Below are 13,848 nucleotides of genomic sequence, written 5' to 3' on the forward strand. Positions count from 1 at the left end.
AGCGCGCCGACGACCGGTCAGAAGAGGGTCAGCTCGTCGCGCACGATGCCGCGCAGCCGGTCGTAGTCGACTACCACGCAGCGGATGCCCCGGTCGGTGGCGAGGACCCGGGCCTGCGGCTTGATCTCCTGGGCGGCGAAGACGCCGGTCACCGGGGCGAGCAGCGGGTCCCGGTTCATCAGTTCGAGGTAGCGGGTGAGCTGCTCGACCCCGTCGATGTCGCCACGCCGCTTGACCTCGACGGCGACCGCACCGGAGTTGGCGTCCCGGCAGAGCAGGTCGACCGGGCCGATCGCGGTCATGTACTCGCGCCGGACCAGGGTGAAGCCGGTCCCGAGGGTCTCCGGGTTGGCGGCCAGCAGCTCCTGCAGGTGCGCCTCGACGCCGTCCTTGCGCAGCCCCGGGTCGACCCCCAGCTCGTACGAGGTGTCCTGGAAGATCTCCGCCAGGTTGATCCGCAGCTCCTCGCCGGCCTTGTTGACCACCCGCCACACGCCGGGGGCCTCCTCCAGCCGACAGGGCGGGCTCATCCAGTTCAACGGTTTGTACGCCCGGTCGTCGGCGTGGATCGACACCGACCCGTCCGCCTTGACCATGAGCAGGCGGGTGGCCAGCGGCAGGTGCGCCGAGAGCCGTCCGACGTAGTCCACCGAGCACTTCGCAATCACCAGACGCACCCGACGAGGGTAGCCGAGGACCGGTCGGTCACCGTCGAGCGGCACTGGCGCGCCGGTGCGATGCTGAGATGGTGCTCGAAGTCCTCACCGGTACCGGCCTCGCCGCCTCGGCGGGCCTCAACGCCTACATTCCCCTGCTCACCATGGGCCTGCTCGCCCGCTACACCGGCCTGATCGACCTGCCGAGCGGCTGGCAGTGGCTCGGCAACGGTTGGGTCCTGGCGATCCTCGCGGCGCTGCTCGCGGTCGAGGTCGTCGCCGACAAGGTGCCGGTGGTCGACCACGTCAACGACGTCGTGCAGACGGTGGTCCGCCCCACCGCCGGCGGCCTCGCCTTCGGCGCCGGGTCGGGCTCCGAGACGGTGACGGTGAGCGACCCGGGCGGGTTCTTCACCTCCCACCAGTGGGTGCCGGTGGCCGCCGGTGTCGCCATCGCGCTCGGGGTGCACCTGTTCAAGGCGGCGGCCCGGCCGGTGGTCAACGCGACCACGGCGGGCTTCGGCGCCCCGGTGGCCAGCACCGCCGAGGACGCGACGAGCGTGCTGATGTCCCTGGTGGCGATCATCCTGCCGGTGCTGGTGCTGGCGTTCCTGCTGGGCATGGTGGCGTTCGTGGTCTGGTTCCTACGGCGACGCCGGGGCCGCCGCCAGGAACGCGAGGCGGCACGCGCCGCCGGCTACCGGGTCTGACCCACCCCCCGCGCACGTCGATGGCCGGCACCCCGGGCGGGGTGCCGGCCAACGGCGTCATGTGCGGGTGCGGGTGGGTCAGCTGTTCCAGTGCTCGGCGACGAGGTCGGCGGCCTGCTGCTCCCACTGGGCGTAGTGGTCGGGGTAGGCCGAGACCTGGACGGTCTGGGCGGCCTTGGTCAGCGGCATGTCCTGCCAGCCGTCGACCTGCTTGAGGCCCTTGAGGAACGCGGTGGTGGCGTACTCGGGGTCGGTGATCTGCTCGACCGTGCCCCAGCCGGACGACGGGCGCTGCTGGAACAGGCCCTGCGAGTCGTGGTCGTTGCGGTCGCCCAGGTGGCCCAGGTTCTCCAGCTTGGACTCCTGGAGGGCGGTGGCGATGGAGATGACCGCGGCCCGCTCGTCCAGGCCCGACTTCTTGGTCGCGGCGATGATCGCCCTGACGTTGGCGGTCTGCTCGTCGTCCAGGTCGATGCGGGACTGGTCGCCCTGCACACCGTGCGGGATCAGCTTGCCCTTGTCCACCGCCGGCTTGTCGGCCTGCACCACGGCCACGGTGTGGTCGGTGCCGGTCGACTCGGCCGTGCCGTGGTTCAGCGGGCCGGCGGCGAGGCCACCGGCGACGGCCAGACCGGCGATACCGAGAACGCTCTTGCGCAGGATGGTGGTCTTCATGGGGGATGCTCCTTCGAGGGGGTCGACGCCACCCGGCCGATCGGGGGACCGGACCACCGGACGCAGCCGGTGGGCGGGGGCGTAAGCACCACGACGAGGCGCTCATACGGGGGAAGTCCATAGGTCTCCGGCGGGCCTTGCCGCTCGCGCCGGAACCATGTGTAACGACCGGGGGCCCCACGTCATTCCGGGGCGCTGCCCACCTCCGGGCTGGCCGGGCGGGGTGCTGCTGCGGTCGTACGGTGGGTGTAACGACTGCGGGCCGGCCGGGATTCCGCCGCCAGGGTGTCCCCGGTCACCGGACGCCCACCCCGGACCACCCCGATCCGGGGCACCCGGGCCGGGACCGCCCGCACCGATCCGACCGCCCGGGACATCCGCTGACATCCGGGACATTCCGCGATCTCGGCGCACTCGGGGGTACGCCGCAGTCTTCGGGACTCGCCCGGCGACGTCGGAGCACCGCCGGGCGGCGGCGCTGGCTCCGAACCGGGCGATCCTCGGCGGAACCCCACGCGTCCGCTGACCAGATGCCTAAGATTGCGGCATATACGCCGAAAGGGAGGTTGTCATGACCACAGCGATGGAAATGCCCCGGGTTCAGGAGTGCGCGGCCTCGTCCTGCGCCTACAACCACACCAACGACTGCCACGCGTTCGCCATCACCATCGGCAGCAGCGACCACGCCCACTGCCACACGTTCGTGGAGTCACCGATCCGCGGCGGCCTCGACCAGCTCGTCGCCCAGGTCGGCGCGTGCAGCCGGGCCGACTGCCGGCACAACGCGGAGCTGGAGTGTCACGCCCCGGCGATCACCGTCGGCCCGGACAACGACCTCGCCGACTGCATGACCTACCAGAGCCGCTGACCACCCCCGCCGCCGACGACACCACACCACCACACCCCCCGCTGCCGCCCAGGTCGGCCTGGTCGCACACTGGACGTCATGGATGACGAGCTCGCGATCTCCGTACGGGGACTGCGCAAGGCGTACGGCGACAACGTCGCGGTGGCGGGGGTGGACCTGGACGTCCGCCGGGGCGAGGTGTTCGCCCTGCTCGGCCCCAACGGCGCGGGCAAGACCACCACCGTGGAGATCCTGGAGGGCTACCGGCAGCGCGACGCCGGCGAGGTCAACGTGCTCGGCAACGACCCGGCCCGGCCAGCGGCCGACTGGCGGTCCCGGGTCGGCATCGTGCTCCAGGGCACCGGCGAGTTCGACGAGCTGACCGTCCGCGAGGTGGTCAGGCACTTCTCCGGCTTCTATCCCGACGCGGACGACCCGGACAAGGTCGTCGAGCGGGTCGGGCTGGGGGCCAAGGCGAGGGCCCGCACGCACACCCTCTCCGGCGGACAGAAGCGCCGGCTCGACGTGGCGCTGGGCATCATCGGCCGCCCCGAGCTGCTCTTCCTCGACGAGCCCACCACCGGCTTCGACCCGGAGGCCCGGCGCGAGTTCTGGGAGCTGATCCGGGACCTCGCCGCCGCCGGCACCACCATCGTGCTCACCACCCACTACCTGGACGAGGCCGAGTCGCTTGCCGACCGGGTCGGGGTGATCGCCGCCGGCCGGCTGGTAGAGGTGGCCCCACCCGACCGGCTCGGCAACCGGCAGGACGCCCTGGCGACAGTCTCCTGGCGTACCCCGGACGGGACGCCGGAGTCGGCGCAGAGTGCGACGCCGACGGCGCTGGTGGCGGAGCTGGCCGCGCGATACGGCGGTGAGGTGCCCGGTCTCACGGTGACCCGGCCGACCCTGGAAGACGTCTACCTGAGCATGATCGGACACTGATGACGACCAGCACGAGGCCGGCGACCCCGGTCCCCACCAGTGGCGGCCGACGGATCGGGCCGGGGGCGCTCGCCCTGCGCCAGGGTCGGCTGGAGATCACCCAGTTCCTGCGCAGCAGGGAGTCCGTCGTCTTCACGATGGGCTTCCCGATCATCATGATCCTGATCTTCGCGTCGATCTTCGACGGGACGATCGGCGGCGGGGTGAAGTTCACCCAGTACTTCATCACCGGCATGATCGCCACCGGCCTGATGACGGTGAGCTTCCAGAACCTCGGCATCTGGATCCCGATCGAGCGGGACCGGGGCGTGCTCAAGCGCTACCGGGGCACCCCGATGCCAAAGTGGGTCTGGTTCGCCGGCAAAGTGATCATGGTGGTGGCGATCGGCATCGCCGAGACCGCGCTGCTGCTGGCGGTCGCCGTGGCGCTGTTCGACCTCGACCTGCCGGCCACCGCCGGGAAGTGGTTCACCTTCGGTTGGGTCGCCGTGCTCGGGGTGACCGCCTGCACCCTGTGCGGGATCGCCATCTCGTCGCTGGCCCGCACCGCGCGCAGCGGCTCGGCGGTGGTCACCCCGGTCTCCCTGGTGCTCCAGTTCATCTCCGGGGTGTTCTTCGTCTTCACCGACCTGCCCACCTGGATGCAGCAGGTGGCCGCGCTGTTCCCGCTCAAGTGGATGTGCCAGGGGCTGCGCGCGGTCTTCCTGCCGGCGAGCTTCGGCGCCCAGGAACCCGGCGGCTCCTTCGAGCTGGGCCGGGTCGCCCTGGTCCTGGCGCTGTGGTGCGTGATCGGCCTGGTCCTCTGCCTGACCACCTTCCGCTGGACCACCAAGCGCGACGGCTGACCCGCCGCCCCCGGCGTCCCGCCGGCCCCACGCCGCGCCGGGCGGGGCCGGGGCGGGACGTGATCGACACAGTTGCGCCGATACTGCGGTATCCGCTGGTGCGGATACCGCAGTATCGGCGACATTACGACCGGGCTACGCCGGCCGGGTCGGCTCAGTAGGAGTAGAAGCCCTGGCCGGTCTTGCGGCCCAGGTCGCCTGCGGTCGCCATCCGCTGGAGCAGCTCCGGCGGGAAGAACTTCTCGTCGGCGGTGTCGGTGTAGATGTTCTTCGTGGCGTTCAGCAGGACGTCCACGCCGGTCAGGTCGACAGTGGCCAGCGGACCCATCGCGTGACCGAAGCCCAGCTTGCAGGCGGTGTCCAGGTCCTCGGCCGACATCACCCCGGACTCGACCAGCCTGACCGCCTCCATGGCCAGAGCGCAGATCAGCCGGGTGGTGACGAAGCCGGCGATGTCCCGGTTGACCACCACCACCGTCTTGCCGATCTCCTCGGCGAACGCCTTCGCCGTGGCGATGGTGGCGTCGCTTGTCTTGTAGCCGCGGACCAGCTCGCAGAGCTTCATCATCGGCACCGGGGAGAAGAAGTGGGTGCCGACGACCGACTCCGGCCGCTCGGTGACCACGGCGATCTGGGTCACCGGGATGGCCGAGGTGTTTGTCGCCAGCACCGCGTCGGCCCGGCAGATCCTGTCCAGCGCGCGGAACACCTCGTGCTTGATCTCGATCTTCTCGAAGACCGCCTCGACCACCACGTCCGCGTCGGCCGCCGCCTCCAGTTCGGTGGTCGGGGTGATCCGGGCCAAGGTCGCCTCGACCTCGGACGGGTCGATCTTGCCCTTCTCGGCGAACTTCGCCAGCGACTTCCGGATCCCGGCCAGGCCCCGGGCGGTGGCTGCGTCGTCCACGTCCCGCAGCGTCACCTGCCAGCCCGCCTGCGCCGCCACCTGGGCGATGCCGGAGCCCATCAGCCCGGCCCCGACGACCGCGAGTCGACCCGCCATCTGCTTCTCCCTCGCTGCGATTGAGTGTCTGCCAGCACCCTAGTAGGCGGGCCTGAACGACCACTAAGCCACCGGCACCGGCGCGGGTCAGACGGCGCGGATCAGATGGTCAGGTCGGGAGCCTCCGGGGCGGTACCGCGCTCCACCTCCACGCCGAGCGCCCGCAGGTCGGCCACGAAGTCCGGGTAGCCCCGGTCGACGTGGTGCACGTGGGAGACCTCGGTGACCCCGTCCGCGCAGAGCCCCGCGATGATCAGCCCGGCGCCGGCCCGGATGTCGGTGGCGCGTACCGGTGCACCGGAGAGCCGGTCCCGGCCCCGCACCACGGCGTGATGGCCGTCGGTCTTGATGTCCGCACCGAGACGGGTCATCTCGTTGGCGAACATGAAGCGGCCGTCGAAGATGTTCTCGGTGATCAGCGACGCGCCGTCGCTCACCGCCGCCAGCCCGATCGCCATCGGCAGCAGATCGGTGGCGAACCCCGGGTACGGCAGGGTGACCACGTCGACGGCGGCGGGCCGGTCGTCGGCGCGTACCCGGAAGGCGTCACCCCGGGTCTCGACCAGCGCTCCGGCCGACACCAGCTTGTCCAGCGCGACCTCCAGGCAGGCCGGGTCGATCCCGGTGACCGTCACGTCCCCCCGGGTCATCGCCGCGCCGAACGCCCAGGTGCCGGCCACGATCCGGTCCCCCACCGTGGCGTGCCGCACCGGCCTCAGCGCGGGCACCCCGACGATGCGCAGGGTGGAGCTGCCGCAACCGGAGATCCGGGCGCCCATCCGGTTGAGCATGGTGCAGAGGTCGACGATCTCCGGCTCCCGGGCCGCGTTGTCGATCGTCGTCACACCCCGGGCCAGCACCGCCGCCATCACCAGGTTCTCGGTGGCGCCCACGCTCGGGAAGTCCAGCACGATCTCGGCTCCCCGCAGGCCGCCCGGGGCCGCGGCGATGACGAAACCGTGCTCACCGGAGACGTCCGCGCCCATCCGGGCCAGCCCGGCGATGTGCATGTCCAGGCCCCGCGAGCCGATGGCGTCGCCGCCCGGGTGGGCCACCCGCACGTACCCCCGGCGGGCCAGCAGCGGGCCGAGCACGCAGATCGACGCCCGCAGCCGGCGGACCAGGTCGTAGTCGGCGTCCGCGCCGGGCTGCTCGGGTACGTCGATGACGACCGACCGGGACCGGGCCTGCCCGCCGTACGCCACCATCGGGTCCACCGGGTCGTCCGTATCGAAGCTGACCACGCAACCGAGCCGACGCAGCACCTCCCCCATGATGGCGATGTCGGTGATCCGGGGCACGTTCGTGATCACCGTCCGCCCCGGTGCCAGCAGTGCCGCCGCCATCAGCTTCAACGCCGAGTTCTTCGCCCCGACGACGTGCACCGTGCCGGCCAGCCGGGCGTCCCCGCCGACCCGGATGACGTCGACGTCGTCGACCGCCGGGTCACCGGCGTCACCCGGCCCCACCCCCGCCGGCCAGCCGGCCGGGTCCGGCCGGGCCGGGATGGTCAGGTCCGGTATCCGTAGGCTGTGCGTCATGGCCGTCCACCTCACGCGCATCTACACCAAGGCCGGCGACGCCGGCATGACCAGGCTGAGCAACAACGAGCAGGTGCCGAAGACCGATCCACGGATCGCCGCGTACGCGGACGTCGACGAGTGCAACGCCGCGCTCGGTGTGGCGCTCGCCCTGGGGCAGCTCGACGACGAGCTGCGGGCCGTGCTGGAGTCGATCCAGAACGACATGTTCGACGTCGGCGCCGACCTGGCCACCCCCGTCGAGCCGGACCCGGCGTACCCACCGCTGCGGGTCACCGAGGAGTACGTCGAACGCCTCGAAGGCTGGTGCGACGAGTACAACGGGCGTCTGAGCAAGCTCGACTCCTTCATCCTCCCCGGCGGCACCGCAGGCGCGGCGCTGCTGCACGTGGCACGGACGATCGCCCGGCGCGCCGAACGGGCGGCCTGGGCCCTGGTCGCCCACGATCCGGATCGCACCAGCTCCCTTCCGGCCAAGTATCTCAACCGCCTGTCCGACCTGCTGTTCATCCTGTCAAGGACGGCCAATCCGGGCGGCGATGTGCTATGGGTGCCGGGCGGCAAGCGCTGAGCACGGGCGCGCTGCACCACGTCGAGGTCTGGGTACCCGATCTGGAGGCCGCGAAGCGGAGCTGGGGCTGGCTGCTCGGTGAGCTCGGCTGGACGCCGTACCAGGACTGGTCCGCCGGCCGGTCCTGGCGGCACGGCCCGACGTACCTGGTCCTGGAGGAGTCCCCGGCGCTGGCCGGACGGGTCCACGACCGGCTCGCTCCGGGCCTCAACCACCTGGCCTTCCACGCCGGTCCGCCGCACGCGGTGGACCGGCTGGTGGCCGCCGCACCGGCCCACGGCTGGACGCTGCTGTTCGCCGACCGCCACCCGCACGCCGGCGGCCCGGACAGCTATGCCGGCTACCTCACCGACGGGCAGGGCTACGAGGTGGAACTGGTCGCCGGAACCGACTGACCGGCACCGCCGAGAGCCGGGCCACGGGTCAGGACGCCGGCCGAGGTACACGGGGTCAGGACCGGTCCAGTGCGCCCCGGCGGGTCGGGGCGCTCCGTCCGGCACCCGGCCGTCGGGAACCGGGCACCCGGCACCTCGGTGATCGACCGGGCCGGACCGCCCCGGCGCAGGGCCGGACCGGTGCCCGCCGACGCCGCGCCTGGGCCCGGCGTACGGTCAACGCGACCACGACCACCACGACCACCGCGCCGCCGACAGCGGTCGGCAGCCCCGTGGACGCCGCGCCGGCCGCCCAGCCGAGCAGCACCGTGCCGGGCACCCAGACCAGCACCGCGACCCCGTCGAAGAACACGAACCGGGCGTACGGCAGCCCGGCCGCGCCGGCCACCCGGGGCACCAGGGTACGGACGAAGGCGGTCCACCGGCCGAGCAGCACCGCCGTCCCGCCCCGGGCGACGATCAGCGCCTCAGCCCGCCGCCACCGGTGCTCGCCGACCCACCGGCCCAGCCGGCCGCCGCGCAGCCGGGGTCCGAACAGCCGACCTTCCAGGTAGCCGAGCTGATCCCCGGCGAAGGCAGCGAGGGTGGTGACGGCGAGGGCCGTGCCGAGGTCCAGCCGACCGGCCCTCGCCAGCAGCCCGACGGTCAGCATCGTGGTCGCCGCCGGCAGCACCAGCCCGAGCAGCAGGCCCACCTCGGCGGCGAGGACCGCCGCCGCGGTCAGCAGGACGAATCCGGGCGGCAGGGTGCCGAGGCGGTCCAGCAGGGAGTCCACGAAGGTCATGTCGGCAAGCGTGCGGCAGCCAGCCGGCCCCACCGGTCCTCCCGCCGGCCGGGCCGGGTCCTCCGGGTGGCCGGTCGTGCCCCTAGGGCGTTCCCGGGGTGGGCACCGGGTTGAAGTCGTCGTCCACCAGGCCGAGCCGGTGCGCCACCACCGCCGCCTGCACCCGGTTGCGCAGGTCCAGCTTCTCCATGGCCGCCGAGACATGGGTCTTGACCGTGGTGACCCCCAGGTGCAGCCGGGCACCGATCTCCGCATTGGACAGGCCGGTGCCGACCAACGCCAGCACCTCCCGCTCCCGGGGGCTGAGCAGCTGCAACCCGGGCTGCGGCGCGCTGGTCTCCGGCCGCAGCTCGTGGTCGTGGGCGGCGATCGCCCGACGGACGATCCGGGCCAGCACCGGCGGTGCCACAAGCGCCTCCCCCCGGGCCGCCCGACTCACCGCGTCGATCAGTTCCTCGGGCACGCCGTCCTTCACCAGGTAGCCGATCGCCCCGGCACCCAGCGCGCCGTAGACGTCGGCGTCGTCGGCGAAGGTGGTCAGCACCACCACCCGGACCCCCGGTTGCCGGGCGAGGATCCGGCGGGTCGCCTCGATGCCGTCCATCCGCGGCATCCGAAGGTCCATCAGGACGATGTCGGGGCGCAGCCGTTCGGTGAGGCGGACCGCCTCGTGGCCGTCTCCCGCCTCGCCGACGATCTCGAAACCACCGGCCGTGCGCAACAGCAGGCCCACCCCCGCCCGGACCAGCGCCTGGTCGTCCACCACGAGCACCCGGATCACGAAACCCCCCGTACCGGCAGCCGAGCCAGCAGCTGCCACCCGCCGGCATGGGTCGGGCCGGCGGTCAGGGTGCCACCCAACAGCCCCACCCGCTCCCGCATCCCGGCCAGTCCGTGCCCGGACGAGGGTAGCGCCGGGCCGGGCCGGGGGTGCTCCGGGCCGCTGTCGCGCACCTCGACCAGCAGCCCGAACGGCTCCGACCGGACGACCACGCTGGCGGTCGCACCCGGACCGGCGTGCTTGAGGCTGTTGGTCAGGCCCTCCTGGATCACCCGGGCGGCGGTGGTGCGCACCACGAGCGGGGTGCTGGCCGCCCGGTCGTCGACGGTGACCTGCACCGCCAGGCCAGCGGCCCGGACCAACTGTTGCGCCTCGGTGATGATCTGCTCGGGCTCGACCATCGGCGCGCCACCCTCGATCGCCTCCGGATCGCGCAGCACCTCCAACAGCTCGCGTAGCTCGTCCAGCACCCGTCCGGCGGTGGACCGCAGTTCGCCGAGCGCCGTGACGGCCTCGTCCACCCGCCCGGTCCGCCGGGTGGCGTACTGGGCGGCCCCGGCCTGGAGGGCGATCGCCGCGACGTGGTGCGCGACGATGTCGTGCAGGTCCCGGGCGATGCTGGCGCGTTCGGCGAGCCGGGCGGCCCGGGTCTGCATCTCCTGCCGCGACTCGGCGTCCCGGGCCCGTTCCTCGGCCACCACCGCCGCGTTGCGCAGCCCCCGCAGGTAACGGCCGAAGGCGACCGGCGCGGCCGAGGAACCGACAAGCATGGCCAACCGGAGCAGGCCCGGGCCGCCGACCAGCGCGTCCGGCGGGCCCGAGTCGAGCACCGTGTAGATCACCACCGCGAGGAACAGCGCGAAGGCCGCGCCGGTGGCCGGCCAGCCCGCCCGGTACGCGACGAACCCCAGCGCCGCCGCGGCGCACAACAGCGGGGTACCCGTGCCGAACGGCGCGAACTGGACTGCGGCCAGCATCAGCGCGCTCTCCAGCACCAGCACCGGGCCGGGCCACCGGCGTACCCCCACCAGCGCCAGCCCGGCGATCACGGCGAGCGCCACGTTGACGCCCCGGTCGGTGACCTCCGGGGTCAGGCTATTCAGCCCGCTGGCCAGGCCCAGCCCGGCCGCGACCAGCCCGAGCAGCAGCTCCGGCCACCAGGTACGTCCGCCCCTCACCCGGCCAACCCTACGGAGCAGCGGTCGGACGGCGGTCCTCCCACCGGCCGCCCGGCCTCCTCCGGGTGGCCGGTGCTCGGGCCACCGGGGCGATCCGGCGACCCGGCAGTCGTTCCTAGCCTCGGCGGCATGAGCGATTCGTGGGCGTTCCTGAGCCAGTTCACCCGGCATCCGTTCACCGTGGGCGCGGTGGCCCCCAGCGGCGCGGGGTTGGCCGCCGACATCACCGCGGCGGTGCCCGGCACGGGCGACCCGGTGGTGGTCGAGCTGGGCCCGGGCACCGGCGCGTTCACCCGGGCCATCCAGCGTCGGCTCGGCGGCCGGGGGCAGCACCTGGCGCTGGAGGTCAACCCGCGTTTCGCGGCCCGGGTGGCCCGGCGGTACCCGACGGTGGAGGTGGTGCTCGGCGACGCGGCGGCGCTCGGCGGTCTGCTGGCCGCACGACGGCACCCGTCCGCCGACGTGGTGGTCAGCGGCCTGCCGTGGGCGGCGTTCCGGGAGAGCCGGCAGCGCAGCGTGCTGGATGCGGTGGCGGCCGGGCTGGGCGACGGGGGCGTCTTCACCACGTTCGCCTACCGGCACGCCCTGTGGACCCCGCCGGCCCGGCGCTTCCGCAGTCTGCTGCAGCAGGTGTTCGACGAGGTCACCGTGGGCCGGACGGTCTGGGGGAACCTGCCGCCGGCGCTGGTCTACCACTGTCGTCGCCCGCTGCGGGCCGGCGACTGACCGGACGACGGGTCAGGCGGCTGGCCAGTCCTGGGAGGCCATACGTGGCGAGGCCGCCCCGGGTGGGGCGGCCTCGAGCCAGGAGGAGAAACCGGTCACCGTCGACCGCGCCATGGCGATCTCGACCGGCGCGTGTCGACTGGTACAGCGGAGGATCACCCAGTCGGACGGCATGGAGAGCCGTTCCTGCCCCTCGGGCAGCCGCCGTCGCTCCACCACCAGCTCCTTGCGGGAGAGCACCCGCTTGGGCCGTAGGGCGAAGCTGAACATCCGGTACCAGCGCAGCTGGTCGCCGACGAACCGGGCGAAGCCCGGGGACCAGCCCCGACCATCCAGGACTGTGGTGACCCGGACGCTCAGCCGGATGATGCCACCGCTACGGGTGACCAGCGCCCGCCGGACGAAGAGGATCAGGACCGCGACCAGGAGCACCGCGATGCCGATTCCGATCCCTTCGACGATCTCCATCGGCGGGCGGGTTCAGCGGGCCGGAGTGGCCGGGGTGGCACTCTCGGCGAGCACTGTCACGCTCTCGGCGCCGACCGACAGGAATCCGCCGGTGATGTCGAAGGCGACCTGCTGGCCGCCGGCCTGCTTGATCCGGACCTGGCTGGGCTCGGCCAGCTGACCGAGCAGCGGCGCGTGCCCAGGCAGCACACCCAGCTCACCCTCGGTCGTACGGGCGACGACCATCTCGGCCTCGCCGGACCAGACCTTCTCCTCGACGGCTACGAGGTCGACGTGAAGCTGCTGTGCCACGCTGTCTCCTTGCTGCGGCGACGGATTGTCGAAAGTCTAGTCCGGCCGCTGGTGCCACCCCAACGCGGGTGGCGAGACCTGCACCACCACCCGGCGTGTCGCGGCACCGTGGGGCGGCACCGCCACCGGGCGGGGATCACTTGGCCTTGTTGCGGAACTCCGGATGCTCCAGCAGGAAGGCGTCCAACTGCTCGTTGCCGAGGGCGGCGAAGAAGTCGTCGGCGGCGGGCAGCAAACGCTCCCCCCGGTAGCCGTTGCCGGTGCCGATCCCCTCCCCCGGCAGCTTGATCATCTCGACGTTCTCCGAGCGGATGCCCTTGAGCGCGATGGCGAAGTCGACCACGCTGCTGCCCCGGCCGTTGAAGGTCAGCGACTGACCGGCGGCCCGGATCACCCGGTCCAGCTTGATCGGGTTGGTCACCACGTCGGCGCTGAACGCCTGGCCGACCATCGCCTTGATGAACTGCTGCTGGTGCCGCTGCCGGCCGTAGTCGGCGTCCGGGACACCGTTCTTCGGGTACCGCTGCCGGACGTAGTCGAGCGCCTGCCAGCCGCTGAGGTGCTGGTTGCCCTTCTTGTAGACCGCCTGCGGCCCGATGTAGCCCTCGCCGTACGGGTTGCCCTTGCGATGCTTGCCGTTCGGCTCGCGGTGCTCGGACTTGACCTCCCGCTCGATGTACATGTCGACGCCGCCCATCGCGTCGACGATCTTCTGGAAGCCGGTGAAGTTGATGATCGCGCCAGCGTCGAACCGCTCGATCCCGGTCGCCTTCTGCACGGTCTTGGCGAGCAGTTCGAAGCCCTGCGGGGCGCTGGGGTTCTTGCCCTCGACGATGCTGCCGTGCGACATCGCGCCGTTGATCTTGCCGGAGCCGCCCCGGTAGCCGGCCTTGTCGAACTTGGGGATGTCGACGTAGAGATCGCGCGGGACGGAGAAGATGTAGGCCCGGTCCAGCGACTCGGGCACGTGCAGCACCATGATCGAGTCGGCCAGCGGCGGGGTCTTCGCGTCCCGCGGGTCGATGCCCACCAGCAGGATGTTCAACGGGCCCTTGACGTTGCTCTTGCGCTCCTGCGCCCCGGCCGCCTTGTCGCCGAAGAGGTCTGCCTTGCCCACCGAGCCCTCGTAGCGGGACAGCAGCGTCTCGTAGCCCACCAGGACCGCGCCGCTGAGCATCATCAGCACGACCCCGAAGACGGTGCACACCCGGGCCCAGCGCGGCACCCCCGACCAGATGGACGGCTTGCCGCCGCCCTTGCCGGTCTTACCCACGAGCAGCTCCATTCGTCGCGCCACGAGGATCCGTCACGAGAATTCGTCACGTCCACGAACAGAAGACGGGCGTCCACCGTCGAAAGTTGCACCGGATCGACACCCGTTCGTGAGCGTCGTACGCAAAACGGTACCGTGCCCGCGCGCAGGCCGCTCCCC

Annotated in this window: 18 protein-coding genes; 7 read left to right on the top strand and 11 right to left on the bottom strand. The window is 72.2% G+C overall.

Translation table 11 applies throughout. The annotated features are described in order from the left end of the window. Positions 1 to 17: 17 nt before the first annotated feature. Positions 18 to 677 (bottom strand): endonuclease NucS, encoded by a 660-nt coding sequence (gene nucS, locus AC0AIB_RS06280; protein WP_328343491.1) that lies wholly within the window; start codon positions 675 to 677, stop codon positions 18 to 20. A 71-nt stretch (positions 678 to 748) separates the two neighbouring features. Between nucS and AC0AIB_RS06285 the strand changes: the two genes are divergently transcribed. Next, positions 749 to 1,366 carry a DUF4126 domain-containing protein gene (locus tag AC0AIB_RS06285; protein ID WP_328349075.1) on the top strand — a complete coding sequence of 206 codons (618 nt, stop codon included), beginning with the start codon at positions 749 to 751 and terminating at the stop codon, positions 1,364 to 1,366. Positions 1,367 to 1,444: 78 nt separating this feature from the next. Here the strand turns inward: AC0AIB_RS06285 and AC0AIB_RS06290 are convergent, their stop codons facing one another. Both AC0AIB_RS06290 and AC0AIB_RS06295 read right to left on the bottom strand, forming a co-directional pair. Next, positions 1,445 to 2,041: a hypothetical protein gene (locus AC0AIB_RS06290; RefSeq protein ID WP_328343489.1), complete on the bottom strand. Its 597-nt coding sequence runs from the start codon at positions 2,039 to 2,041 to the stop codon at positions 1,445 to 1,447. A 182-nt stretch (positions 2,042 to 2,223) separates the two neighbouring features. Next, positions 2,224 to 2,418 (bottom strand): hypothetical protein, encoded by a 195-nt coding sequence (locus AC0AIB_RS06295; RefSeq protein WP_328343487.1) that lies wholly within the window; start codon positions 2,416 to 2,418, stop codon positions 2,224 to 2,226. 194 nt (positions 2,419 to 2,612) lie between these two features. Between AC0AIB_RS06295 and AC0AIB_RS06300 the strand changes: the two genes are divergently transcribed. The 3 genes from AC0AIB_RS06300 (at position 2,613) to AC0AIB_RS06310 (ending at position 4,678) form a co-directional block, all read left to right on the top strand. After that, positions 2,613 to 2,909, top strand: a complete 297-nt coding sequence (locus AC0AIB_RS06300; RefSeq protein WP_328343485.1) for a DUF1540 domain-containing protein — start codon at positions 2,613 to 2,615, stop codon at positions 2,907 to 2,909. Positions 2,910 to 2,987: 78 nt separating this feature from the next. Further along, positions 2,988 to 3,833, top strand: a complete 846-nt coding sequence (locus AC0AIB_RS06305; protein WP_465096219.1) for an ABC transporter ATP-binding protein — start codon at positions 2,988 to 2,990, stop codon at positions 3,831 to 3,833. Beyond that, positions 3,833 to 4,678: an ABC transporter permease gene (locus AC0AIB_RS06310; protein ID WP_328343481.1), complete on the top strand. Its 846-nt coding sequence runs from the start codon at positions 3,833 to 3,835 to the stop codon at positions 4,676 to 4,678. The genes AC0AIB_RS06305 and AC0AIB_RS06310 overlap by 1 nt, the downstream gene beginning before the upstream one ends. Before the next feature lie 154 nt (positions 4,679 to 4,832). Here the strand turns inward: AC0AIB_RS06310 and AC0AIB_RS06315 are convergent, their stop codons facing one another. Together AC0AIB_RS06315 and murA are read right to left on the bottom strand one after the other, a co-directional pair. Further along, complete coding sequence (locus AC0AIB_RS06315) at positions 4,833 to 5,681, bottom strand: 3-hydroxyacyl-CoA dehydrogenase family protein (RefSeq protein WP_328343479.1); 849 nt, start codon at positions 5,679 to 5,681, stop codon at positions 4,833 to 4,835. Positions 5,682 to 5,782: 101 nt separating this feature from the next. Then, positions 5,783 to 7,222 (bottom strand): UDP-N-acetylglucosamine 1-carboxyvinyltransferase, encoded by a 1,440-nt coding sequence (gene murA, locus AC0AIB_RS06320; protein ID WP_328343477.1) that lies wholly within the window; start codon positions 7,220 to 7,222, stop codon positions 5,783 to 5,785. On the opposite strand from murA, the gene AC0AIB_RS06325 reads away from it, so the two are divergent. Both AC0AIB_RS06325 and AC0AIB_RS06330 read left to right on the top strand, forming a co-directional pair. Further along, the gene (locus AC0AIB_RS06325; protein ID WP_328343475.1) at positions 7,221 to 7,793 is read left to right on the top strand and encodes a cob(I)yrinic acid a,c-diamide adenosyltransferase; all 573 of its coding nucleotides are present in this window, start codon (positions 7,221 to 7,223) and stop codon (positions 7,791 to 7,793) included. The two genes, murA and AC0AIB_RS06325, sit on opposite strands and share 2 nt — an antisense overlap. Then, the gene (locus AC0AIB_RS06330; RefSeq protein ID WP_328343473.1) at positions 7,769 to 8,188 is read left to right on the top strand and encodes a VOC family protein; all 420 of its coding nucleotides are present in this window, start codon (positions 7,769 to 7,771) and stop codon (positions 8,186 to 8,188) included. The genes AC0AIB_RS06325 and AC0AIB_RS06330 overlap by 25 nt, the downstream gene beginning before the upstream one ends. Positions 8,189 to 8,243: 55 nt before the next feature. Here the strand turns inward: AC0AIB_RS06330 and AC0AIB_RS06335 are convergent, their stop codons facing one another. The 3 genes from AC0AIB_RS06335 to AC0AIB_RS06345 form a co-directional block, all read right to left on the bottom strand. Next, the gene (locus tag AC0AIB_RS06335; protein ID WP_328343471.1) at positions 8,244 to 8,972 is read right to left on the bottom strand and encodes a DedA family protein; all 729 of its coding nucleotides are present in this window, start codon (positions 8,970 to 8,972) and stop codon (positions 8,244 to 8,246) included. 82 nt (positions 8,973 to 9,054) lie between these two features. Then, positions 9,055 to 9,753, bottom strand: a complete 699-nt coding sequence (locus tag AC0AIB_RS06340; RefSeq protein WP_328343469.1) for a response regulator transcription factor — start codon at positions 9,751 to 9,753, stop codon at positions 9,055 to 9,057. Beyond that, complete coding sequence (locus tag AC0AIB_RS06345; RefSeq protein WP_328343467.1) at positions 9,750 to 10,931, bottom strand: sensor histidine kinase; 1,182 nt, start codon at positions 10,929 to 10,931, stop codon at positions 9,750 to 9,752. Before AC0AIB_RS06345 ends, AC0AIB_RS06340 begins: the two co-directional genes overlap by 4 nt. A gap of 129 nt (positions 10,932 to 11,060) precedes the next feature. Here AC0AIB_RS06345 and AC0AIB_RS06350 point away from each other — a divergent pair, with 129 nt between their 5' ends. Beyond that, complete coding sequence (locus AC0AIB_RS06350; protein WP_328343464.1) at positions 11,061 to 11,657, top strand: class I SAM-dependent methyltransferase; 597 nt, start codon at positions 11,061 to 11,063, stop codon at positions 11,655 to 11,657. A gap of 12 nt (positions 11,658 to 11,669) precedes the next feature. Here the strand turns inward: AC0AIB_RS06350 and AC0AIB_RS06355 are convergent, their stop codons facing one another. The 3 genes from AC0AIB_RS06355 to AC0AIB_RS06365 form a co-directional block, all read right to left on the bottom strand. Further along, positions 11,670 to 12,125: a DUF2550 domain-containing protein gene (locus AC0AIB_RS06355; RefSeq protein WP_328343462.1), complete on the bottom strand. Its 456-nt coding sequence runs from the start codon at positions 12,123 to 12,125 to the stop codon at positions 11,670 to 11,672. Positions 12,126 to 12,137: 12 nt separating this feature from the next. Next, the gene (locus tag AC0AIB_RS06360; RefSeq protein ID WP_328343461.1) at positions 12,138 to 12,416 is read right to left on the bottom strand and encodes a F0F1 ATP synthase subunit epsilon; all 279 of its coding nucleotides are present in this window, start codon (positions 12,414 to 12,416) and stop codon (positions 12,138 to 12,140) included. Between the two features lie 136 nt (positions 12,417 to 12,552). Beyond that, positions 12,553 to 13,695, bottom strand: coding sequence for an LCP family protein (locus AC0AIB_RS06365; RefSeq protein ID WP_328349073.1), 1,143 nt, complete (start codon positions 13,693 to 13,695; stop codon positions 12,553 to 12,555). Between the last annotated feature and the right edge of the window lie 153 nt (positions 13,696 to 13,848).

The sequence above is a fragment of the Micromonospora sp. DSM 43699 genome, from assembly GCF_055517075.1.